Annotated in this window: 15 protein-coding genes and 1 tRNA gene; 6 read left to right on the top strand and 10 right to left on the bottom strand. The window is 53.8% G+C overall.

Features of this window, described 5'->3' with window-relative positions; genetic code table 11:
• Positions 1–22: 22 nt before the first annotated feature.
• Positions 23–2,089: an AsmA family protein gene (locus IE102_RS07970; RefSeq protein WP_229807624.1), complete on the top strand. Its 2,067-nt coding sequence runs from the start codon at positions 23–25 to the stop codon at positions 2,087–2,089.
• 10 nt (positions 2,090–2,099) lie between these two features.
• On the opposite strand, the gene IE102_RS07975 is transcribed toward IE102_RS07970, so the two are convergent.
• Positions 2,100–3,638, bottom strand: a complete 1,539-nt coding sequence (locus tag IE102_RS07975; protein WP_189485853.1) for an undecaprenyl-phosphate glucose phosphotransferase — start codon at positions 3,636–3,638, stop codon at positions 2,100–2,102.
• Between the two features lie 240 nt (positions 3,639–3,878).
• Between IE102_RS07975 and IE102_RS07980 the strand changes: the two genes are divergently transcribed.
• A tRNA-Ser gene (locus tag IE102_RS07980) sits at positions 3,879–3,970 on the top strand.
• Between the two features lie 417 nt (positions 3,971–4,387).
• Positions 4,388–5,542, top strand: coding sequence for an acyltransferase family protein (locus IE102_RS07985; protein WP_189485854.1), 1,155 nt, complete (start codon positions 4,388–4,390; stop codon positions 5,540–5,542).
• 220 nt (positions 5,543–5,762) lie between these two features.
• Here IE102_RS07985 and IE102_RS07990 read toward each other — a convergent pair whose 3' ends face one another.
• Together IE102_RS07990 and IE102_RS07995 are read right to left on the bottom strand one after the other, a co-directional pair.
• Positions 5,763–6,896, bottom strand: a complete 1,134-nt coding sequence (locus IE102_RS07990) for a hypothetical protein (protein ID WP_189485855.1) — start codon at positions 6,894–6,896, stop codon at positions 5,763–5,765.
• Between the two features lie 387 nt (positions 6,897–7,283).
• On the bottom strand, positions 7,284–7,844 hold the full coding sequence (locus tag IE102_RS07995; RefSeq protein WP_189485856.1) for a recombinase family protein: 561 nt from the start codon (positions 7,842–7,844) through the stop codon (positions 7,284–7,286).
• A 249-nt stretch (positions 7,845–8,093) separates the two neighbouring features.
• On the opposite strand from IE102_RS07995, the gene IE102_RS08000 reads away from it, so the two are divergent.
• Positions 8,094–9,524: a DUF8370 family protein gene (locus tag IE102_RS08000; protein ID WP_189485857.1), complete on the top strand. Its 1,431-nt coding sequence runs from the start codon at positions 8,094–8,096 to the stop codon at positions 9,522–9,524.
• Positions 9,525–9,728: 204 nt separating this feature from the next.
• On the opposite strand, the gene IE102_RS08005 is transcribed toward IE102_RS08000, so the two are convergent.
• Positions 9,729–12,782: a type ISP restriction/modification enzyme gene (locus tag IE102_RS08005; protein WP_189485858.1), complete on the bottom strand. Its 3,054-nt coding sequence runs from the start codon at positions 12,780–12,782 to the stop codon at positions 9,729–9,731.
• Positions 12,783–12,946: 164 nt separating this feature from the next.
• Positions 12,947–14,776 carry a site-specific integrase gene (locus tag IE102_RS08010; RefSeq protein ID WP_189485859.1) on the bottom strand — a complete coding sequence of 610 codons (1,830 nt, stop codon included), beginning with the start codon at positions 14,774–14,776 and terminating at the stop codon, positions 12,947–12,949.
• A gap of 212 nt (positions 14,777–14,988) precedes the next feature.
• Here IE102_RS08010 and IE102_RS08015 point away from each other — a divergent pair, with 212 nt between their 5' ends.
• Complete coding sequence (locus tag IE102_RS08015; protein ID WP_189485860.1) at positions 14,989–15,129, top strand: hypothetical protein; 141 nt, start codon at positions 14,989–14,991, stop codon at positions 15,127–15,129.
• Here the strand turns inward: IE102_RS08015 and IE102_RS08020 are convergent.
• The 5 genes from IE102_RS08020 to IE102_RS08040 form a co-directional block, all read right to left on the bottom strand.
• The gene (locus IE102_RS08020; RefSeq protein WP_189485861.1) at positions 15,126–16,241 is read right to left on the bottom strand and encodes a pectinesterase family protein; all 1,116 of its coding nucleotides are present in this window, start codon (positions 16,239–16,241) and stop codon (positions 15,126–15,128) included. The two genes, IE102_RS08015 and IE102_RS08020, sit on opposite strands and share 4 nt — an antisense overlap.
• Positions 16,242–16,252: 11 nt before the next feature.
• Positions 16,253–17,206, bottom strand: coding sequence for an alpha/beta hydrolase (locus IE102_RS08025; RefSeq protein WP_189485862.1), 954 nt, complete (start codon positions 17,204–17,206; stop codon positions 16,253–16,255).
• A gap of 65 nt (positions 17,207–17,271) precedes the next feature.
• The gene (locus IE102_RS08030; RefSeq protein WP_189485863.1) at positions 17,272–20,286 is read right to left on the bottom strand and encodes a TonB-dependent receptor; all 3,015 of its coding nucleotides are present in this window, start codon (positions 20,284–20,286) and stop codon (positions 17,272–17,274) included.
• 107 nt (positions 20,287–20,393) lie between these two features.
• The gene (locus IE102_RS08035) at positions 20,394–21,362 is read right to left on the bottom strand and encodes a FecR family protein (RefSeq protein WP_189485864.1); all 969 of its coding nucleotides are present in this window, start codon (positions 21,360–21,362) and stop codon (positions 20,394–20,396) included.
• Positions 21,337–21,912 (bottom strand): RNA polymerase sigma factor, encoded by a 576-nt coding sequence (locus IE102_RS08040; protein WP_189485865.1) that lies wholly within the window; start codon positions 21,910–21,912, stop codon positions 21,337–21,339. Before IE102_RS08040 ends, IE102_RS08035 begins: the two co-directional genes overlap by 26 nt.
• A gap of 189 nt (positions 21,913–22,101) precedes the next feature.
• On the opposite strand from IE102_RS08040, the gene IE102_RS08045 reads away from it, so the two are divergent.
• Positions 22,102–23,127, top strand: coding sequence for a LacI family DNA-binding transcriptional regulator (locus IE102_RS08045; RefSeq protein WP_189485866.1), 1,026 nt, complete (start codon positions 22,102–22,104; stop codon positions 23,125–23,127).
• Positions 23,128–23,238 lie beyond the last annotated feature (111 nt).

The raw sequence follows: 23,238 nt of genomic DNA on the forward strand, positions 1-23,238 counted from the left end.
TCTGTATGTCTAAGTCGTGAGTATGTCAGTCTGGAACAAAGACCGTTTCGGCCAGGTAATGGAGGCCGCCAAGATCCGACTAGCCACAGGTGCGGCGTGGTCTAGGCAATGGGCGGGTGTGCAGGCCGTGCGGGTGCGAAATGGTGTTTCGCATGTGCCTCGCAAGGTGTTGTGGGGGATCGGCGCTGGTCTGGCCGTTCTGCTGGCTATCATCATCTTTCTGGCCCAGCCCAACTGGAACTGGTTCCGGCCAACCTTGTCGTCGATAGTCTCAGATCGGCTTAATCGGCCAGTCGAGATTACCGGCAATTTACGGGTCAGGCTGTTCAGCTTCACGCCCAATGCGCGGATCGGTGGCCTTAAAATCGGCCAGCCGGATTGGGCGAAACCCACGCTAAAGACCAACATGGCGGAGGTTCAGCAACTCAATATCACGACCGAGCTTATGCCGCTGTTTATCGGGCGGGTGGTGCTGCCGCGCGTCGAGATCACCCAGCCCGTGGTCACCTTGTTTCAGGACAAGACCGGCCGCGCCAACTGGAACTTCGGCACCGGTGCCAAATCCGCCAAGCCGTTCAAGCTGCCGCCGATCAAAACGTTTATCATCAATGATGGCCAGCTTAGCTATAACAGTCTGAGCCGCCGTCTGAACTTTACCGGCACGGTTAGCGCGCAGGAAACTCCAGGCGCGGGCCGCAAATATGCCTTTAATCTCAATGGCGATGGCCGGTTAAATCAGCGCGTGTTTGAACTTGAGGCCACAGGCGGGCCGCTGCTCAATGTGCGCACTGATAAACCCTATCCATTTGATATGAGTGTACGCGCCGGCCCGACGCGACTGACCGCCAAGGGCCGCGTTTTGAAACCGTTCAATCTGGGCCAGCTTGACGGTGATGTCTCAGTCAGCGGACGTAGTCTGGCGGAGCTTTATGAGATCACCGGCCTGACCCTGCCCAACACACCAGCCTATAAAATCACCGCCCGCGTGGGCCGTGATGAGCGCATCTATCACATCAATCGCATCAATGGCCGGGTCGGCGGCAGCGATGTGGCAGGCGATCTCAAGGTCGATCTGAATAATGAGGGGCGGCCCTATCTGACCGGCGACATCAGTTCAAAAATGCTCGATTTTAAAGATATGGGGACACTGTTTGGGGCGACCGCCGCCAATGCCCCGCAGGCGCCTGAACTGGATGCTTCACCCGACCCGACCCGCGCGGTGCGGCGTCTGTTGCCCGATGTGCCACTTGATGTGGCGCGGGTGCGCGGTATGGATGCTAAGGTAAATTATAAGGCCTTGTCCGTTAAGGCGCGTCCCAATCTGCCGCTACGTCAGGTTAGTCTGGGGATTATGCTCGACAAAGGCCGCTTAACGCTTAATCCGGTTGAGTTCGACTTCCCGCATGGTCGCCTGACCGGCATGGCCGATATTGACGCACGCACTGACGTTCAGACCAACCATATCGACATGCGCCTGAAGGGCCTGCGCATACAGGATTTCACACCGATCATTAGCGGTGCTGAGCCGGTCGAAGGCAGGCTTGATGCCCGTATTCGTGCCACCGGCACCGGCCACACGGTTCATGACGCGGCAGCGTCTGCCAATGGTGATTTCGCGTTGGTCATGCCGCAAGGCACCATCCGCCAAAGCTTTGCGGAACTGATGGGCGTCAACGCTACCAAGGGGCTGTTTATGTTGATCTCAAAAGACCCAAAGGAAACGCCCGTGCGCTGCGCCATTGCCGGTTTTAAGATCACGGATGGCGTCATGCGCGCTCAGAATATTGTCTTTGATACCGAGGTCGTGCGCGTCAGTGGTTCCGGGCGCATCAACCTCAAGGACGAAAGTCTTGATCTGGTGTTTGAGGGTAAGCCCAAGAAATTCCGGCTGGTGCGGGTCGATGTCCCGATCGTTATCGGCGGCAATCTGACCCAGCCAAAGATTGGCCTGGATGCCAAAACCGCGATTGCCCAGGGCGGGATTGCGGCGGCATTCAACAGCGTCCTGCCATTCATCAATCTTGACTATGCCGGTGACGCCAACTGCGCAGCGCTGGAGGCGCAAACCCAATCCAAGGTCGGCAGGTAATTACAGGTAGTTAACGGATCGCTTTACGGTCGCCCAGTATACACGGCAGGGTCATCATCATGATGTAGAGATCAAGCCACAACGACTGCCGCTCAATGTAATCAACATCAAGGCTTATGCGGCGGCGCACATCATCGGCATTATGCAGCGGACCGCGAGAGCCATTGACCGCCGCCCAGCCGGTCATGCCGGGTTTCATGCGGTGGCGCCAGGCGTATTCGGCCACCAGACGTGCCGACTCGTCCGGGCCGGTTTTCATACCGATAGCGTGGGGGCGGGGGCCCACCAGCGACATCTCGCCCATGATGACGTTGAATAGCTGCGGCAGTTCATCAAGGCTGGTCTTGCGGATTATCCGGCCGATGCGGGTGACGCGTTCATCACCGGCCGTGACCTGCTGAGCCGCCGTCGCATCTTCGGCATCGGTGCGCATCGAGCGGAACTTCCACACCATAATAGCTTCGTTATTAAAGCCGTGGCGGCGTTGACGGAAGAAGACCGGGCCGGGGCTGTCCAGCTTGATTAACGCCGCGATCACCACCATGATCGGTGCAAACACGATCAGGGCGATCAGGCCAATGATCATATCCTGAATACGCTTATTAAAGGCGCGTTTGTCGTCTTCGGTAATGCCGGACACGCGGGCCAAAGGCTGATCGGCCATACGCGACAGGGCGGCTTCGCGGCCTTCATCATTATGCATGTCAACCAGCAGCGAAACCTCGTTCGGCAGGCTTTTGAGGCGGGTTATAATGTCCTTGACCCGTCCCTTGGCCGACGGATCAAGCGCCACCACGATCTGATCGACATAGGGGGTGATCTTGTGGCTTAAAAGCGCATTGGTGTCGCCTAGCACTGGAACACCCAGAACGGTGTCCGGATTGCGCGCCAGCCGGTCATCGAAAATACCCAATATGTTGACATCGCGCCGCGCCAAGGCTCCGTCAATCAGGCGCTGAGCGTGCTTGGTCGCGCCCACTATGACGATGTTCGGCGTCAGGCGCCCTTGCCTACGCCAGCGCGCCACGGTGGTGAACCACAGCAGATGCAGCAGGCTGAAAAAGGCCAGTGTCGCCGCCGCCCACATCTCAAGGGCCGGGGGGAAGGCCGTGGCCCCATGGATCAGGCTGGTGACGGCAAAGCCAGCGATGGCACCCATCCCGACGGAACCAGCGACCTTCATCAGCCGTTCCCACAGTTTTTCGGTACGGTTGAGACGGTAAAGCCCGAACGCCGACAGGCTCATGGCGACCGTAATTGTGGCGCACAGAAACGGCAGGACATCACCGACCGGCAGCGCCAGTATCTGACCGGCGGAATGGGCGCTGATGCCCAGAAAGCCAAAGAAAACAAGGGCGCAGATATCGACCATACGGAAAACATAGGCCGCCCAGTAACCGCTCTTGCGTTCACGCAAAGACACCAGCCGCTGCGGACGGAACGGCCCGCGCCGGACGTGCAGCGCTTCGGTCAGGCGGGCGCGTTGATCGGCCTGCGTCTGGTTGAGGCCCGCATTTGTCGCTTCAGGCCGAATAAGGTCGATAAGCATCTTGGGGCGAAACCATCACAAGCGTTTTTATTTTACACTACGAATACCATACATCCCTTATGGCGGCGTTAACGCACATGCATCAGGGGAATTGATGCAATTTAAAGTTGATTTGGATCGTCTTCAGGATGCTGCGCCGGGGTTTTGAGCCCTAGCGATATAAAACTATAACGGCGACTTGTGTACAATTTATCGCAGGCCGTTGCCTTTTGGAAACGGACACGCTAAATCAGCCATAACGGAGACGTGGCCGAGTGGCTGAAGGCAACGGTTTGCTAAATCGTCGTACCCTGTAAGGGGTACCCAGGGTTCGAATCCCTGCGTCTCCGCCAATCACTTTTTTTATCAATAAATTCAATTGGTTTGCGTGGTGCTGCACCGGCATTGTCTGCAAATAGTCTGCAATTTGTCTGCAATTCATTCACAGGTTAATCCACAGGGGTGGCGTAAATCATTTACGCCATGCAGTGAAAATTCCCTGCATCTATGATGGTGAGCGCGAGTTGGAGTGGTTGCGTGCCTGTGAGCCGACATGTGTTCCACCTGATGTCTCCACAAATTATTAGGGCTTGAGGATGCTAGGCTGCGAGAAAGTCGAACGGCTTCCAAATCAGCGCGGCTCTTATTTCGAGACTTTGCGCATCTCTCTTTCTCAACCTTTCCGCCAGAACCGCCTCAAATCAACTTGACGGCGTAGCGGGCAAATCATACCAGAAATGTAGGCGCGGGGCTGCGATTCTGGGGGATTTATGGCGTGGCAAGGCTATCGGACTTTGAGCAAGGTCTTGTCTGAGGCGGACAATAGGCCAAGCGGTTTCGACTATATGCGCCTCATCCTGTCGGTGGGCGTTCTGGTCAGTCATTCCGTCCTATATAACTACGGTGATCCGGCAGGCTTTGCGTTTTGGGATAGTCCGGCAAGGCCTTTCCTTAAATGGCTCGTGCCGATGTTCTTTGCCCTGTCTGGATTTCTGGTGGCGGGCAGTCTTGACCGTTCAAAAAGCGCAATCAGTTACATGGGCCTGCGGGCTATCCGGATATTCCCTGCTCTGGCGGGGCTGGTCATCGTCACGGCGTTTGTAATTGGCCCAATGACAACATCACTGCCATTGCAGGCGTATTTCAAAGACAGCGAGTTTACGCGCTATCTCATGGGCGTGTTTGGGCATTTGGGCTTTACGTTGCCGGGGGTGTTCACAGACCTACCCTATCCAAACAATGTCAATTCTCAGCTCTGGACAATACCTTACGAGATCAAAGCCTATTTTATTCTGGGCGTCTTGATGGTTTTGGGAGTTTCAAAGCGCGGCTATCTGGCTTTATTGGCGGCGGTTGCATTGTTGGGACGTGATCTGTTCAGGAAGTTTTCAGAAGGATCAACCTTTGAAGCCCCTATGAGCACCGGCGGGGAATTTCTCATGCCGCTGTTTCTGTGTGGGGCGGGGCTATATTTCTATAGGGCTTGGGTGCCCCATAACCTGCCACTGTTCGTTCTATCCGCCGCCCTGTCGGTGGTGTTCCTGGGTTATGTCAAAGGTGGTGAATATATCGCCGTACTGCCCACGGCATATGTAACTGTCTATCTGGGTACATTGAACCCTAAGCGCACCGGTGTCAGTGCGATGGGGGATTATTCATATGCGATCTATCTGTGGGGCGGGGTTATCCAGCAAGCCGTAGTTTTTGCCTTCCCGGAGCACCGGGAATGGTATTGGAACCTCTTAATAGCTACGCCAATATGTCTCATGATTAGCTGGCTGTCTTGGATGCTTGTTGAAAGGCCCGCCATGACTCTCAGGCGACCGCTGGCAGCGATTGAAGGGTTTTTGCTAGGTGTGTGTGCCCAAGTCCATAAACGCGCTGTAGCGTGGTTTCAGGTCAAAACCGGAACGGTGCCGGATTAACAGCCTTACCCCTGTAAGGCCCCATGTGATCTTTACCACCGCCGACAAAAGGCAACCGGGTAAGATGACAGTGCCGATTTCTAAGACTTCGACTTATGAGCTTTAATCATCCTGCGGTTTGGTTATCTCAGAGAGTTATTGTATAATAACTGTGTCTTATAGACGTTTTCGCTCAAAGTCAGATGCGGAATCTTCCCCAATGTCCGCATCTGACAATGCTCTAGCGTTTACCGGGTTGAGGTAAACCTCCCCGAAGTTTATCCCAACCATCCTTTGCTAAGCGTCGCATCTCATTTGAGGCAGCGAATATCTTTTTGTTGTCATCACTCTGATCTGGGAAAAGCTTGTGTCTGGTGATGTTCATGGCTTTGACAGCGTAAGAAGCCCAAACAAAGGGATCATTAAGAGGCTTTGATTTTTGCTGATGATACTGAGCCTTGTCATGATCCCATTTCCCACCGGCAATCCTTAGAGCTTGGTCAACATGTATTTGTGCATCCGGAACGGATGGTAACACCACCGCCCCATGCAAATGATATGTCTTAGTTTTCCTGGAGTATTCAAGAATGAACCAGAACGGGAGAACAGTATCAAGGGCATCCATAAACGCTTTGCGTATTCTGTCCTGCATATAGGGAGCAGGCCCTTTGGAAGATGTCATGGCTTGCTGATGCACGTTGGGACTTAGATGTAGGTTTATGGTTATACCACCGGAGATATGACTTTGATGAGACATAGCCATGATCTTCAATGTGCTAGATGTCTTATCCCAGCAAGGTAACGTGTAATCTCGTAAGAGTGGTTTATCTGTAAGAAATGACAATACTAAAGGCGCTCTACCGAGTTGCCCGCCTCGTTCGCATTTCCCAATAATATCAAGGAATACTTTATCTTTTTGCGGAACCCTGCGTACGGGTTGCGGCGCAAGTTTGGACACACCACCGACCAATTTTTTACGGCGTGAACATGCCACTGCCGCGATCTCACGCTTGAGGCAGTGCTTATTCAGTCGCTTTTGTTGCCGTAGCTCTTCACGTCTTTCTCGTGCCTCTGTACGGTTTTTATCCCTTCTCTCGATTGCCTCTTTAAGAGCGGCGTTTTTGGCAAATACCTCCGGGCGGGGGTGGCGGCTCCGAACCGCCTCGCCATATGCCTTTTTATGGGTGGATTTGAACCTCTCTTTTGCATATGCCTCACCATAAAGCTTACGCGCGGCGCTTCGTTTTAGTGGTTTGGGGATGTCGTGCAAAAAGTCTTCAATGCCCGCAGTTACGTCTGCGGGCAGTGTCAGGCCGTAGCCTGCATCTGTGTCATACATTAGTTTTCGAGTGATATAGGTGGGTATGTAGCCCATCTTCCCGAAGGGCTTGAACCATCACCGGAGCACATAGGTCTGGTGAGTAAGCAAATCATACATCAGCCCGACACGACGCGAAAGACCATAAACTGACTTCTATGTCGTTGGGGCCATACCTAGCTATAAGGTAGAAGAAAAATCTCAGAAATTAAAATAAGGCGCTTAAGAGACCCATGCGAATATATTGAAGTTGATCTCGTTAAACTTATAGGTCTCGCAAAACCTTATTTTAGATGATTTTAATTCCATCATCATAGGAATTAAAGGCAGTATTTAAGCGGGAAAATCGTGAAAACATGGTTTTTCTGTCAACTTAGCGTAAACAACTGTCAACTTAGCGTAAACAACTGTCAACTTAGCGTAAACAACTGTCAACTTATGCCCTCATGACACACTTTCTGTTTCAGTGAGCATACGGTAGACTGACGCGCGTCCTATACCTAAACGCTTTGATATCTCGGTGGCACCTACGCCATCATTTTTCATGGTTTTAACAAGGGTGGCGTCGATAGATTTGGGGCGTCCGTTATATCTTCCCTGAGCTTTGGCTTTATCTATGCCCTCGCGCTGACGCTCTTTACGCAGTTCGGTTTCAAACTCAGCAAAACTGGCAAGGATGTTCAGCATCAGCCGACCTTCGGCTTTGGTGGTGTCTAATCCGCTCTGTTGGAGGCACCGGAAATCCACGCCCTTAGCCGCTAGTCGATCAATGATCTGCCTTAAGTCAGTTATCGAACGGGCCAGACGATCCAGACGCGTGACCACAAAGATGTCGCCTTCTCTTACATAGTCTAATGCGCGTTCCAGCTCTTCACGCCCGGTTGTGGACGTGCCGCTCTTTTTCTCCGCAAATATCTTTTCGCATCCGGCGGCGCGTAGCTGGTCTAATTGAACGTCAAGTGATTGTCCGCTGGAGCTGACACGGGCATAGGCAACTAGGGTCATTCGAATGTCTCATAAGGTTTATAACCCTGAGACCTTATTGTCCCAAAAATGCGGCGTCAACCCAAATGAGACACATGGCGTGGGATTTAGAGACGCCTCATAGGGGTATAGTCTTACGAGACATCGTCGTTCGGTGATGCCAAAATTAGTAGCTGCCTATAATAGCGTTGGGTTGTTATTGCTAATGTTTCTATTTAGAGGCATTGTTTTTGATGCGCTGAACAATGCTGTAACCGCTCCGGAGTGGGTATGAAATCTTTTTCAAGGCCAGTACTATTCTCTAGTTATTTCAATTTACCGCCTGAGATTTTACGAGAGCATCGGTTTATCGATCCATTTCTGAATGTTGACACACCACTTTTTATTGATCCGGTTTTGCTCGATAAATCAGCAAATGACGTGATCCGTAATGAAGCGTATGACACCTTCAAAACTCGTTTTGAAACAGTACTGAGATTGTTAAAGATATCCGCGCGCGAGGGGGACGCAGCGTGGAAGGGGGCGCAACGGCAGCTTCCACTTGACGAAGCTCTTTCTAACGGCTTGGGGTATGGATCGGGCGAACGTAATGGTACACGTCGCTCGGATGAAATCCGAGATGCCATTTTGCGAACATCGAAAGAGATTTTGGCGTTAGGAGCGGAGGACCCGGAAATGATCTCGCTGATGGCGTTTTTCGAAGAGGATGTTGGGCCTGACACCATTAGCGACCTGACGACCAGTTACATTGAACCGCAACTTGCCAAAATCACACAGCAGTTCTGCGCCGAGTATAATATTGACGTAAAAACCTCTAAATCGTCACCTGTCCACGCGCTGCCTCACTATAAGTATGCGAATGGACGCGAGCGAGGGATTGTGCTCGTGCCTCTCGATATTCTTCAAGACCTACCAATTGCGAATGATTGGTCGGATGTAGAGCGAGCGGCTAGCGCAAATGATGCAATCCGTCGCCGCGTGAGCGAGTTCCTTTCAGCTATTGCTAAACCGACCGTCACCGATAGGAAGGCTGCTATCCGATCTGCCGCACTGCAATCTGCAGAATTATTCAACGCGTTTGTCGCTGCACTGAAGGATGGTGCCGAAAGTTATGACCCGAACTCAGATGCTCTAGGTTATTTTACCTTTCGCCAATTGCTAATGAAGATGCCGGATAAAATGAAGGGGCAAGGCCCCTTTAATGTCTCTAGTGGCATCGAGGAAATGGAGCGAGTGGTAAAAGGCACCATCGATATGTTTCGGCATCACGTCGAGGATGGGAATTTGTGGGAGATGCTATGGGGAGACGGCAAACCCAAACGTGAACGAGCTTCGCAGTTACTGTACTTTGCGATTGCTGACTCATTTTGTATAGCGAATAACATAGATATTTCACCAGAAGCTCATATGGGGGGAGGCCCAGTAGACTTTAAGTTTTCGAAGGGATACGAGGCTAGGATCGTCGTCGAGATCAAGCGTTCAAGTGGTCAGGTGGTCCACGGATATGAGAAACAGCTTGAAGTATACAAGGCCGCCAGTCGAACTGAATATGGGATATTCATCGTTATAGACTACGGGGATGGCGACGAAAAAATAAAAACCATCTTGGAAATCCAGCGTCAGCGCCGAGCGGCGAAAGAAAATGCCTCAGAAATCGTCATAATTGACGCTAGTCAAAAGGCTTCGGCAAGCAAACGCTGAGATACAGAGGACTTTTATTAAAATCACTGCGTTCTGTCAGTAACCTGTCGATCACCATGTATCAGAGTTGCAATTGCGAGACACAGCTTTAAGACGTTGGGATAAGCCTTTACTGAATCGTTCAATCCGGACACGGTATCTATTACAAACGATGGTTTTTGAGGGCTTCAGTCTGCCTCCTGCTTCTCATAATCGCGCCGAAAGTTACCTTTTCAGGGCCTTCATCGCCTGTGTGATAGCCACTGTCTTCATGCTGACCGTGGTTACCCGCTGCAGGAGGTCGATCACCTGTTCCTTATAGTCGGCAAAGCGGTAGGTGTTGAACTTTTCGCGGATGGTTTTGTCCTTGGGCGTCTTTTCTTTGTATTGATCCAGCACCCAATCGATGGCCGAACGGTTGCCGAGGCGGTAGTTATAGGCCTCAGGCGGGACGCCGGTGAGTGCGGTCTCAGAATCCAGGGTGATGGTGCCCGCCGCCGGATCGGATTTCAGCTTGGGCGCAGGCTTAAGCCCGGCCCCGTGCGCCTTAAGGTCAGGCGTATCGGTGCGCGTCAGGCCAAACGGTTCAACGCTTTCATAGCCGATATGCAGTTCGAGCAGAGTCTGGCCCCAGTCGCACCATTGGGTAAAATCGTCATAGAGCGGCACGCGCGGAAAGTCGCGTTTCAGGTTCTGCGTGTATGTGTCGCGGTAGACGGGATCATGCAGCACGCCGTAGCAATAGGCAAAGATATCGTCCTTTGTTACTTTGCCCTTACCGTATCTCGCCTCAAACTGTTTCAGGCCCCAGTCGGTAATATTGTCGATTGGCTGGCCTTCGGCGGTATAGCGATAACGGGGCACGCCCTGAGTGCCGCCATTACCCTGCTTTAACAGACAAAGATCAAAGACCTCTTTGACTCCGAGTACAGACAAAAGATTGCTTGAGGCCATACCGAGAAAAGCAATTGTTGGATTCGCTATCCCAGGCGGAAATGTACTTGGCAGTTGGTATGTCATCCCATTGAAATGCTTGTCAAAATACAACCACATTGAGGTGTAGGGTCGGTAGGCAGCCAAGCGGATCGCTTTTGGATCATAGCTTTTGATCACGCCGGAACGGAGATATTTCTCAAGCTCTCGATCCCATTTCAGGCTGTCCTTGTCAAAACCGTCAGTCCCTTTACGCACGGACTCGTAGCCTGCGACCATCAACAACATTTTGGCTTCGAGTGTATTTTTGTCAAAATCCCACACCCAGTCGTCGCGCTGAGTTTTCAAGCCACTGGAAAACAGCTTGAAGATGGCTTTTTCTTGCCCCTTGGCCTTGGCCGTCTTAGTGATCTTGTCCGCCAGCGGGATCAGACTATCCCAGTCATTGTCGGTCAGGTTAAGCCAATTGCCCTTTTTATCAGGTTCAATTCTTTCCATGGTTAAGCCGGACAGACGCTGGGATGCCAGCCAGGCCAGCTTGTCTTCGGCTGTATCCATCTCCGGTCTACGGGCATAGAAAATCTTGCAATCTTTCGATTTTGCTCTTTTTACCATGAAGAAAATAGATACGCCGGTCTGGATGCCAAAGACATTGTGCTTGGTACCGGACAATTTAGGATTATCACGCACATCGCCGCCCAGATCGACGACCCAGATTTCGCTAAACTCCTTCGCGACCGCTTTGCGGAACCCATTATAAGAGTCTTTGGCAAAGGGTTTGCGTCCGGTGATAAAGGTAATGATGCCGTCCTTATCAACGCGATCAGAGGCCCAGCGGATAAAGCGCGTGTACATGTCGTAAACGCTGTTCTGATTCTGCGAAGTGCCTTGCTTGACATAGGTGTCTTTAATCCGCTCATCGATGCGTTTATAGGCCCGATTAGGATTGCGATTACTAAAGCTTTCCTGCCAGGCATTATATGGCGGGTTGCCGATGACGACGCTGATGGTCTTCTGGTTCTGGCGCTTAACGCGGGCGACGTTCTCATCGGAAATGGCGCCAAACAGGTCGTGCTGATAGCCGGAATGTAAGCCAAGGGCCGCGACATTATCCAGCGTATCCACAAAACATAAGCTCGGGTATTCGGCAAATTGCCCCGAAGCCGCAGCATAGGTCGCTTCGATGTTCAGATTGGCGACATAATAGGGCAGGATGGCCACTTCGTTGGCGTGCAGTTCTTCCTTATACTTGCGGGCCAGCTTATCCGGCTGGCCTTTGAAATAGTCGATCAGCTCACAAATAAAGGTGCCGGTGCCTGTGGCCGGATCAAGGATTTGCACGTCCTTATCGATCAGGCCGCGCCCGAAATGCTTTTGCGTCAGAAAATCCGCGCCTTCGATCATGAAACGCACGATCTCATTGGGCGTATAGACGACGCCTAAGCGGTCGGCGGCTTTGGGATTATAAACCTTATAGAAGTTCTCATAGATGACCTTGAGAAAGGTCTGTTTCTCAGAATGGTTGGTGATCTGGGCGGCGTTGGCGCGAATGGCGGCGTAATAGGCCTCCATGGCCTTGAGCGTTTCGCGCTTAACCGGGCCTTTAAAGAAATGGCCCTCCAGCTCATACAGCGATTTGGCGATGTTGTTTTCGCGATGGAAATCGCCTTCGTTAAAGACGTGGGCGAAAATTTCTTCGGTCAGGATGTGCTGAATCAGCATTTCGCGCACATCAATTTCCGTGACCGCTGGATTAATGGTGGCCTTGGATTGCGCCAGAAAGGCCGCCGCCGCGGTCTGAAAGGGCTCATTGGTGGCATAGGCGTCGTCGATACGGTTGCGCAATGTCTCAAGCACCGCCGGCAGGTCGTGCTTGAACTGCGCCACCGCCTTGCGGAAGTCGGCAATTTCCTGACGCTCATAGCCAAAGAACAGGGTCAGGAGCTTACCCAGTTGGGCGACGTCCTGCATGTCCGCGCGCCACACCTCCTGACGGTTCTGGTACAGAATGGCCGTGTGGGCGTTCTCAAAAATGATATTGTCCTGCGGGTAGCCTTTGAGGAACTTTTTGCGGATTTCGTCCTCAAGGTCGTCGGCGGTGTCCTTGGCCTCCCAGTAGCCTAGGGGTACGCGCAGGTCATGCAGGACCGTGCCATCAGGAATGATGGCCGTCTTTTGTACCGACTGCATGCGAAGTTCAGCGACAAAGATAAGGCCAGATTGCCGTGCCCAGTTTTTTAGCAGATCTTTGAAGGCTTCTCGGATGACCGTTTCCGAGAGAGAACCGGACACCTTTTTCAAGGTGGTCAGTTCGTTAAGAAACTGCTGGATCAGTATCTGGCTCACTGGTGGCGCTCCCCGCGGCGATTCGCGCCGCCACAGTGGCGCAGGTCAGCCGCTGAATGCAACCATGAATACCACTGATCACCGATTAAGGGATTGGCTATCAGACTGTTAGTGGGAAAGGAAGCCGACGATAGGCGTTATCCACTATCGCTCGATCAATGCTCTTATTGATAACCGGACAGTCTTAGGTGTTTCATGCTGCGGTCTGGCAAATTTAAACCTTCATATTGAACAAGGTTGATTGCCCGCTGCAAAGCTTCAATGTCTTGAGCGAGATGCAGATATGTCGAGTCCATCCCCGCCTGTGTATGCCCCAGAATTTCGTTTTGAAATTGAGGGCTTACACCGCACATAGCCATCCGAGTTTTAAAGACGTGGCGTAGTGAATATAGGGTCGGTTTAGGTTTCCTTGCAGTGATTGCCCGTACCAGTTTTTGGTTAAATTGGTTGCACCAGCTGGCAGAGGAGTAGAGCTTCATTTCATTCGATGACTTTTTCCATTTTGGGAACAGACGCGGTTGACCGGTTTTACGAACTTTTTCCACATAAGCCGAAAATCCAATCCGAAGAAGCTGGGGGTGTATCGGAATGCGGCGCTTTGCATTGTCTGATTTACCAGATAGCACAAATGGCTTGTCGTCAGGATCGTTAGGATCATATTCCGTTAGAATGTCTATATAAGGTACTTTGGTTTCTAATTTAATGTCACTTATTGCTAGCTGAGCGATCTCACTGACACGCGCACCAGTGAACAGCATAAGCAGGGGTGTCCAAAATGCCTCGTCATCAACTTGGTAGTTGCCCGGAGTGAGTCGGAAGTGACTTGACCTACATCCGCGATAAAGCGGAAGCGCGAAGAGCGCATTAAGTTCATGGGTGTCAAATATCGTTTTCTTCGTGTTGCGTTTGGCTCCTTCCACAGTTGTATTTGCGAATGGATTTTCAGAATAATCGAGTTCGGCTACTGCGTAGGAAAAAACCTTTCGCAAAGGCCCGATATATCCATTCTTGACAGTGTTGGGGGCAATCGTCGGATATGGTTTGGAACGCTTATTGTTGGCCTCGGTCGCGCCGGTGAGCGACATTCCCGGAAAATACTGGGTGGCGTTTATTGGGGCTTGGAGTAGGAATCTAGTGAATGATTTTACCTTTTTACGGTCTATTGAAGTGGCTAGCTTTGCAGCGCCATTATAGTCTTCGAATGTCGCCACCGCTTTCTTAACTTTATCCAACCAAGCCGGTTTAAGCTTATTATTCTTGATATATTCTTCAGATAGGCGTCTTAGTGACCACTCAATTTCAAGCGCAAGGTTGATTGGCGGCGCGCCGGGAGAATATCCGGGAGGAAACATGTCGCCGGGTTTCTTGTCGTATCCGGCGTGGTAAGCGCGTAACCTAGCCTTCACGATTGCCTTTTCAATGAGTTTATAATTGGAAGAGCCTATTTCTATGCCACGCTTACGAGCCTCATCTTCTACAAGATGATCGGTATCTGAGGTAAATTCCTTGAGAAGAAATCTTTTATGTCTGGCATCATCAAGAGCCTCATCGACTGGATTTCCATTTACGTCAAGACGGCGAACAGGAGCGTAACGAGTGGCCTTAAATTCCAACTCGTCCGCAGCGAACTCGTCCGTCTCCGCACGTTGTTCTAGTTCAGTATCCCTTTGAACAAATTCACGAAAATACTGTTCCGATAGCCTATGTAAAAAGCTATCAGTCAGATTCACGGGTTCGGCTGATGGAGCCAACGGTGTAGCTGAGGCAATTGGTTTGCTGGGTGCCCATTTGAGAGCTTCGGCACAAATCCGGTCAAACTCCCTATCTTTTTCGATGGCTCGGCTACGAGCTACCCGAATGTCTGATGTTCCAAGAGAAATTTGAAACTTCAGACCTTTATCGAAATCAGTCAGTCTGGTGACTGTAACTGGATAACGTCGCTCATAGTGATAAGTTGATCCACGTTTTTTGATATAGTTTTTAACAGTAGCCATATTAGAATTGTCTGCAATTTGTCCGCAAAATGTCTGCAATTTAATATAACTTAATTGTTTCAAAACAAATAGTTATTAAAAATCATCCACATATGATGAAAGTGGCGGAATCTCCCTGCGTCTCCGCCATTCACTTTTTTCCAAATAAATTCAATAAGTTGATGGCTGCTCCTTTGTTTGGTGTTGCGTGGCAATGTTGCGTTGCGGTCCCCATGATTTTACTTAAGAAGGCGGCTTTGGTGATCATGGCCGCCGGTATGACCTCAACGAAAAGACCGCTTTGTCACGAAGACAAAGCGGTTAAGGCTGGACGCATCAACGGGGAAGAGGCGTCGGATCGGGTTGTGGCTTAAGGGGCGGACGCTTCGGGCCAGCCGTGGGATAGGTGGCGGCGCACGGCTTTGATGTCCAGCGCGTCTTTCCAGGTGATGCCGATGTCGCGGTGGGCGGCACCCGGGCCTGTGGAGCCGGTTTCAAAAAAGCGCGACTCCTGCGGGGAAAACACAGCGGTTTTGGTGCCGTCGCGGGCGGTGCCGTTCATGCTGGTCCAATGGTCGGGGTGGATGTGGGCGTCCATAACGCAGTCAATGAAAGACGCCTGTCCCACCGCATCCGGGTCAGCGTAGCGGCCATCGGCAAAGAGGGTGGTCGGATGCCAGGGGCGACCAAGGGCCACCGAATGATCCGGCACACCGGCTTCACGGGTAAGCTTTGAGCGATAGACCACGATGCCAACCGGCTGGATCAGCGGCGTAGAGGGGGCCAGCAGGAAGGAATGGAATTCGCCAGTGGCTAAGGGGGCGGCACGGTTGCGGGTGCGGATTTCACTGTCTTCGATCAGAACCTGACCATTGCCGAAAATGAAATCGATATTGCCAGAAATCAGGCTGTCGCGGATCACGGCGCGCTTACCATTGGCAAACAGGGTGTCCTGATAGCCGATGAGGGCCGCGTCACGGATCAGCACACGATCGCTGTCGATATCGAGCAGGACGGCGACCCCTTGGGAATTTGAAATCTTTTTAGCGTCGGCGTCGGGCAGGGCGTCGTTCGATAGATAGTCAAAGGTGTTCTCAATCGTGATGCCGTCGATGGTCACCTGATCGGCATTGACGGTGAGGGTGGCAGACCCAGGCGTGCCCCAGTTACGGCGGTGGTATTTGCCGGCGGTTTGCGCCACCGCATCAAAGTGCAGGCGGGTGCTGTCGGGGCCAGCGCCGATGAGGCGGATTTTGCTCCTGCTAATCGTGACCTTTTCATAGTAATCGCCCGCCGCGATCTTGATCGTGATCCACTGGTCGGTGGTATCGGCCTTGGCTGTATCGAGCGCGGATTGCACCTTAGTAAAGCAGTGCTTTTGCTCCCCGCATGACGGGCTGACGGTATAGTGCGTATCGGCCATCGCCGGAGCGGCAAGTGCCAGAATAGTAAGGACTGGGGCAAGACAGGCGGCGCGCAGCAACATAGCAAAAAGCCTTATTTCTCAGTCAGAAAGGAATCGATCTGATCGACAATCTGGCCGAACCACGGATCGAACAACCAGACATCGTGCGGGGCGTTTTCAAAGGTCGTGTAGCGGTAGCGCACGCCCTGCGCTTTGAGTTTAGCCTCGACGATCTCACGACCGGCGGTAAAACGCGGGATGCCGCTGCTGATGACCAGGGTAGGTGGCGACTGCGGCCCGGCATGTTGGGCGGCACTGGCCTCGCGCCAGCGATCGGGGACATCTTCCATTGCCCCGCCCAGCCACAGACCGGCGGCCGAGGTCTTCCCGGCCGCGTTCTCAAACTGCAAGGCCAGCGGTGTGGTGAAATCCAGCACGCCGTCGATATCAATCAATGCACTGACCCGCGTATCGTCATTGGCGTGGGTCTTGAACAGCGGCTTATCGGCGCTATAGGCCAGCAATGCGGCCATTTGCCCCCCGGATGAGGCACCGCCCAACGCCAGTTTATCGCGGTCGATGCCAAAGGTGTCGGCCTGAGATTTAACCCACACAATGGCGTCGTTGACATCAATCAGTCCTGCCGGATAGGGCGCTTCGGGCGACAGGCGAAACTCCGGCAAAAAGACCGCATAGCCCTTTTGCGCCAGCCGATTGGCCAGTCCGTAAAAATGAGATTTGCCGCCGGAACGCCAGCCCCCGCCATGGACCAGAACAATGCCTTTGCCATTTTTGACTTCGGGCGGCGGTAGGAAAATATCAATATGCAGTTCGCGCGCGCCCACCGACTTATAGTGGCGATCGAACAGAACCTGCTGGCCGGTCTGAAACGTGGAGACGGGCCAGGTGATGCCCGCAAACTCATTCTTGTAGCGTTCATAGCGCTGGGAAATCGTATAGCTGTCGTCAACGGGGATAAGCTCACCCGCCAGCGCGGGGCCGGACAGGGCCATAACTACTGCCAGTTTCGCCAAGAACAAACGCATCTTTTACCCCGTTTTAGTAGCTGCGGCCTCCGGTGACATCTGCACCAGAGGCCGCGTTCAGTCTATCAGTACTTATAACGCAGGCCCAAGATCCACTGGGCACCGGTGTGGGTATATTCCCGCGTCAGGTCCATACTGCCGGTATCGCCAGTGCCATAGATGCGCTCGACCTCATCAGTGATGTTGATGCCTTCAAAGGTCAGGGTCAGACGGGGCGTGACATTGTAGAACGACGCCAGATCAACATGGGTCGGGCCGTATTTACGCTCCTGAACGTGACCATTACCGCCCGGTTCGCTCAGCAGATAGTCGTCGCGCTTGTTGACCGACAGACGGGCCCCGAAGGTCTCGGTGTCGTAATAGAGCGTCATATTGTACGAATTGGGCGACAAACCCGTCGAATCCTCGGCCTCAACATGGGTGTAGTTGGAGGCGACCCCGAAGTTCGACCATATCCCCGGCAGGAAGGTAAAGGGCTGGTTATAGGTGATTTCAAAGCCCTTGACGTTATTGCCGTCATCATTATTGACCGGGATGGTGAAGGTATAGGGCACAGTCGCCGGATCGGCATTATAAGACGTGTCATAGAGCGGATCTGCATAGATGGCCGGCCAGAACGACGGATCGATCATCTGGGTGACAACATCCGTCCGCAATGAGCGCACAATGTCTTTGTTGAACACGGTCAGGGCCAGCAGGCCTTCGCTGCCGAAGTACCATTCCACACCCAGATCAAGATCGTTGGACTCATAGGGTTTCAGCGACGGGTTGCCGACATTGCCGACCGTGCGGGTGGTATAGCCAAACACAGGCCCTGCAATGTTCAGCGTGCTCAGGCCCGGGCGGGTCATGCTGCGGCCATAGGAGGCCCGCACCACCAGATCGCTGCGGACATCAAGGGCGGCATTGATCGACGGCAGGTAGTTGTCATAGGAGACATTGACCTCAACCGGCGTGCCGCTGACCAGAGCCTGAGAGGTCACATTGGTCTTGACGTACCGCAAGCCCGCATTGGTGCGCAGCGGCATACCGGCGATGTCAAATTCGGCATTGATCTCGCCGTAAGCGCCGATGGTTTCTTCGCCGACTTTCCAGGCGGCACCGGCATTGTTGGTATAGCCTGCCGGTATAATGCCTGCGGCGGCAATGGCGTCGAAATCAGCCACCCGGAACGGCAACAGGCCGGGACCATCCAGACCATCACCGAAATCGGACACCGGGAACGGCTTGGTATAGTCCGACGGATCAAAGGTCGGGGCAGCACCCAAGCCTTCGGTATAGCTGACCGTGCGGTCATTATAGCTCAGGCCTGCCTTAATCGACAGGCGATCAACCGCATAGGTGGCGTCAAAGCGTGAGGTGAAGTTTTCCTTCTTGACCGTGTTGATGCGGTTAGAAGCGGTCTGGGCATTGATATAGTTGTCGGCATTGTTGGGGTCATAGCTGCCGAAGCTGATTTCCGGCACATATTCGTTGCCACTGTAGTCATAGGCGTAATAGTGCGGCACCGAGCGGTAATAGAAACGCAGTTCCGAGCGGTCGGCGTCATCTACCGCCTTACCGATCATGGCCTCAAGCGTCAGGCTGTCATTGACATTATACTTGCCCGACAGGACGACCTGATCAAAGGCCGACTCTGACTTCTGATGACGGCTTTCGTACCAGGAGGTGACATCGTCAAAGGCGGCGGCCACCAGGGTCTTGCCATCGGCACCGACCGTAAAGGACCGTGGTGTTTGGCCGGTATAGTTTCCGGCAACGCCGTGGGTCAGCAGCCATTCCATGGAATTATAGCTCAGGCGATCATTAGTCAGTTCCGAATGGAGCACATCGAGTGTGATCAGCAGATCGTCAGACGGCCGGTACTGAAATGAGCCGGTCAGGCCGACCCGTTTTTGGTCATTGCCGAAATAGTCGGCGCGTGGCAGCCGTGGTGCCCACAGGCAATCGAGCGGATCAGCCGCACCGCAATCGCCAGAAGGCGTGCCGGTGACGGTCGGATTGGTATCAGCCCAGGAATCGCCGTTGACGAACGGTGAGGTCCAACGGACGCTGGAATAGCCTTCCTGATGCACGGTGCGCTCAGAGGCGGCGATGGAGACCAGAGCCCCGAACTTTCCGTCGGCAAAGGTCTTGCTCACCAGTAAGGCGACGCGCGGATCAACCTTCTTGTTCAGGGTATTGTAATTGCCCTGAGCCGAGGCCGAGACGGTGAAGTCTTTGCGGAAATCGAACGGGCGGGCCGAATAGAGATTGACCGTACCGGCAATGCCGCCTTCTTCGGTGGAAGCCTTCTGGCTCTTTTCGATGTCGATGCGATTGAAAAGCTCTGACGCAAACAGATGGAAATCAAAGGCGCGTCCGGCATTCAGCGTGACACCGCCGGTATCGAGACCATCACTGCTGGCGGGCACTTCCATGCCGTTGAGCGTGGTGCGGGTAAAGTCCGGGCCAAAGCCGCGCAGGGTGATGTTACGGCCTTCGCCGCCTTCGCGTGACATGGCCACACCCGGAACGCGCTGGATGGATTCGGCCAGATTGAGATCCGGCATCTTGCCGATATCTTCGGCGACGATGCTCTCAATGGCGTTCGGGGCCCGGCGCTTGATGGAGCGCGCCTTGCTGAGCGAGCCGCGAATACCGGTGACGATAACTTCGGTGACATCGCCGTCACTGACCGGTTCGTCCGCAGCGGTCGCGGTCGCCTCATAGGCGGTCTTGATGACGGACGGCGCGCGGGCCGCAGGCGCCGGGGTGTTTTCGGCCAGGACAATGATATTGTTGGACTGGGTAACCGGTGTCAGGTTGGTGCCTGCCAGCAGGCGCTCTAGACCTTCGCGCACCGGCATATTGCCCTCAACCGCCGAAGTCTGCTTGCCCTTGACGAGTTTTTCGGGGGCCATGAGTTGGATATTGGCCTGCTGGGCGAACTGAGGTATCCCTTTTTCAGCCGCTTGCGCCGGTACACTAAATGACTTGACCGCGTTCTGAGCCAGAACAGGCGAAGCCGAAACCATAAGCAACGTCCCACTGGCGAGCAGCAAAGGGCCGTTAAACGCGCGCATGAATGCATTCGTCATTAAAATAATCCCTGTATGTTTGCGCTGTGTCGCGCTTTTTTATTTTCGAAGACTTTAGGCCTTCTTTAACTACGATGTCTTGCCCGCGCACTTCCGTACGCCGTTATTCATTTTTTTGTCCCTATGAGGATTATTTTTTCGGTTCGGCTTATGTTGGCACCATAAGCTTGCTGGATCGCATTGGAAAACGCCTCCGGATCATTGGCGCTTAAGCGGCCAATCAGGCGCTCTTTGGCCAGATCACTGTCCTGAATGACAATCTTGATCTGGTTGTAGCGATTGAACTCGCCCGCCACCTCTGACAGGCTCTTGCCGTTCAGGGCAATCTGGCCTTCACGCCAGGCCAGATCGTCGTCAATATCATCGGGGGCGTGGCGAATGTGCGCGGGCTTATGATCGCTGATGATCGTGCGGTCACCGGCATTCAGCCGTATCGCCCGCTCATCGCCGCCATCTTGGGTGGACCAGGCCATGACCGTGCCTTCGGTCACCAGAACCTCAACGCCGTCCTCAAGCTTCTTGACCGAAAAGGCTGTGCCAACCGCTCTGACGCGCGCCGTGCCAGCCGCGACGATGAAGGGCCGCTCTTTGTTCTTGGCGACCTTGAACCACGCTTCGCCCTTGACCAGTTCAATGCGGCGCTCAGTCTCGGCCATGTCGATGCGCAGACGGCTTTCGGTGTTCATAGCGGCGATCGAGCCATCACTCATGGGCAGGCGGCGGATTTCACCGGTATGGGTCATGGTCTCATGCGTCCTGAGCCCAATCACGGCCAGCACACTGGCGGCCACCAGCCCAAGCCCGCCCGCAGCCGCAAACAGCCTGCGCCGTGACAGGTTAGGCACTGGCAACCGTGAGGCCCCCTGCCACTCCGCCGACGGCCCAAGGGCCCGCGCCCGCGACAGGGCGTGCCAGCCCGCCTGCGCCCGCAACAGCGCACCCCGACGGCGTGGATCGCCCGCCAGCCAGTCTTGCAAGACGGCCTCATCATCAGCGGACAAAGGATATTCCTTTACCGCCCATAGACTGGCCGCGTGCTCAATCTGCTCGCTAGTTTCGACCGGCGTCGGTGCCACGCTTAAACTCCTTTTGGGGTTGGAAACGGCTGTCTTCGGACGCTATCTCTTTCATGATAAGCCGAAGGGCCTTGGCCGCATCATTTTCAACAATATGTTCACTCAGGCCCATGATCCGGGCGATTTCCTTTTGGGGCAGGCCTTCAATCCGGCGCATCTCAAATATCTGGCGGCAGCGCGTGGGCAGGCCTGCGATCACCCGCTTGAGACGGGCCAGATCCGACCGGGCCACCGTCACCTGCTCCGGCGAGGGCAGATCACTGCTGATCTCCAGCCGATCGATCTCATCCACTGACTCCATGCTCACGATCCGCGCGCGCCTTAAGCGCATCAGGGCGATGTTGCGGGCGACCGTAAAGAAATAGGCCCGCGGCGAAGAGATATGATCCACGCTTATCAGTTCCGCCATCCGACAGTAGGATTCCTGAAGGATGTCTTCGATGTCATCGCGTCCCAAACGGGCGCGCAACAGCCACCGGCGCACATCAGCCTCATGCGGCAAAATCTGAGTACCTACCCAGCTTACAATGTGTCCCGGCGCAGAAACCATAAAAGCCTCCTACCTAGACGATGCCTGAGACGAGCCGTTCCGTAAAATTATCTTTTCAAAAAATGAGTGCCGTTGACGTTTACGTCACTATGCGCTGAGCGTGCGCGATGCGGTTGAGGCGCGCCTTGTCTAAGACGTAAATTGCTCTATCTTGTTCGGGCACGCCAAACGGCGTTACAGGGATAAATAATGACCGGAAAACGGCCAACGTCTTTTGATATTGCGGCCCTTGCAGGGGTATCTCAGGCGACGGTGTCGCGCGCGCTCAGTCAGGGCGGGGTTGTCAGTGAGGCGGTGCGCCAGCGCGTGGTCGATGCCGCCGCCCAATTGAATTACACCGTCGATGTCAATGCCCGCAAACTGCGTTCCAAAAAGATCAACACCATCGCGGTCCTCATTTCCGAGGACATGGATAAGACCGACAGTCCGATCAATCCGTTCTTCATGCCGATGATCGGATCGATTCTGAAATACGCCGGATCAAAAGGCTATGATGTGCTGGTGTCGCTGCAAAAGCAAAGCGATAACTGGGGCTCGGACTACGGCCATGCGCGCCGGGCCGATGGAATTATTTTCTTGGGCTATAATGATTATGATACCTACACCAAAAAGGTTGCGGTGCTGGGCGAGATGGGGGAACCGTGGGTGCTGTGGGGGCCGGTGATCCCTGAGCATCCCAATCTGGTCATCGGCTCAGATAACGAAGGCGGGGCCTATAGCGCGGTCAAGCACCTGATCGGTCTGGGGCGTCGCCGGATTGCCTTTCTGGGCGAGCCGTCGGCTAGTCATCTGGAATATAAGGAACGCTTTGAAGGCTATGTTCGCGCCCTGACCGAGGCCGGGATCACGCCGGACCCGGAACTGATGATCGACTGCTTTATTTCGCGTGAGGACGGTGTGGCGGCGATTGAGCGCCTGATGTCGCAAGGCGTCGCGTTCGATGCCGTGTTTGCTGTGGCTGACCTTTTGGCGGTGGGGGCCATCCAGCAATTGCTGCGGGCCGGACGGTCAGTACCAAAGGACGTGTCGGTCATGGGGTTTGACGACCTGTGGGTCTGCACCTGCACCAGCCCGATGCTGTCGACGGTGCGGCAGGATACGACTGAGGCCGCCCATGTGCTGGTCGATGCGCTGGATGTTCTGATCAGCGGTCACCCAGTGGAGTTAAAACGCATCCCGACGCAGTTGATTATTCGGGAATCCTGCGGGGGATAGATTAACTCCCTCTCCCCGCAAGCGGGGAGAGGGTTAGGGTGAGGGGCAAAACAGTAAGCTTAGTCAAGCCTTCTGAGTTATTTACCCCCTCTTTGCGTGTATCAAAGATAC

The organism is Asticcacaulis endophyticus, assembly GCF_014652575.1.
Classification (GTDB): domain Bacteria; phylum Pseudomonadota; class Alphaproteobacteria; order Caulobacterales; family Caulobacteraceae; genus Asticcacaulis; species Asticcacaulis endophyticus.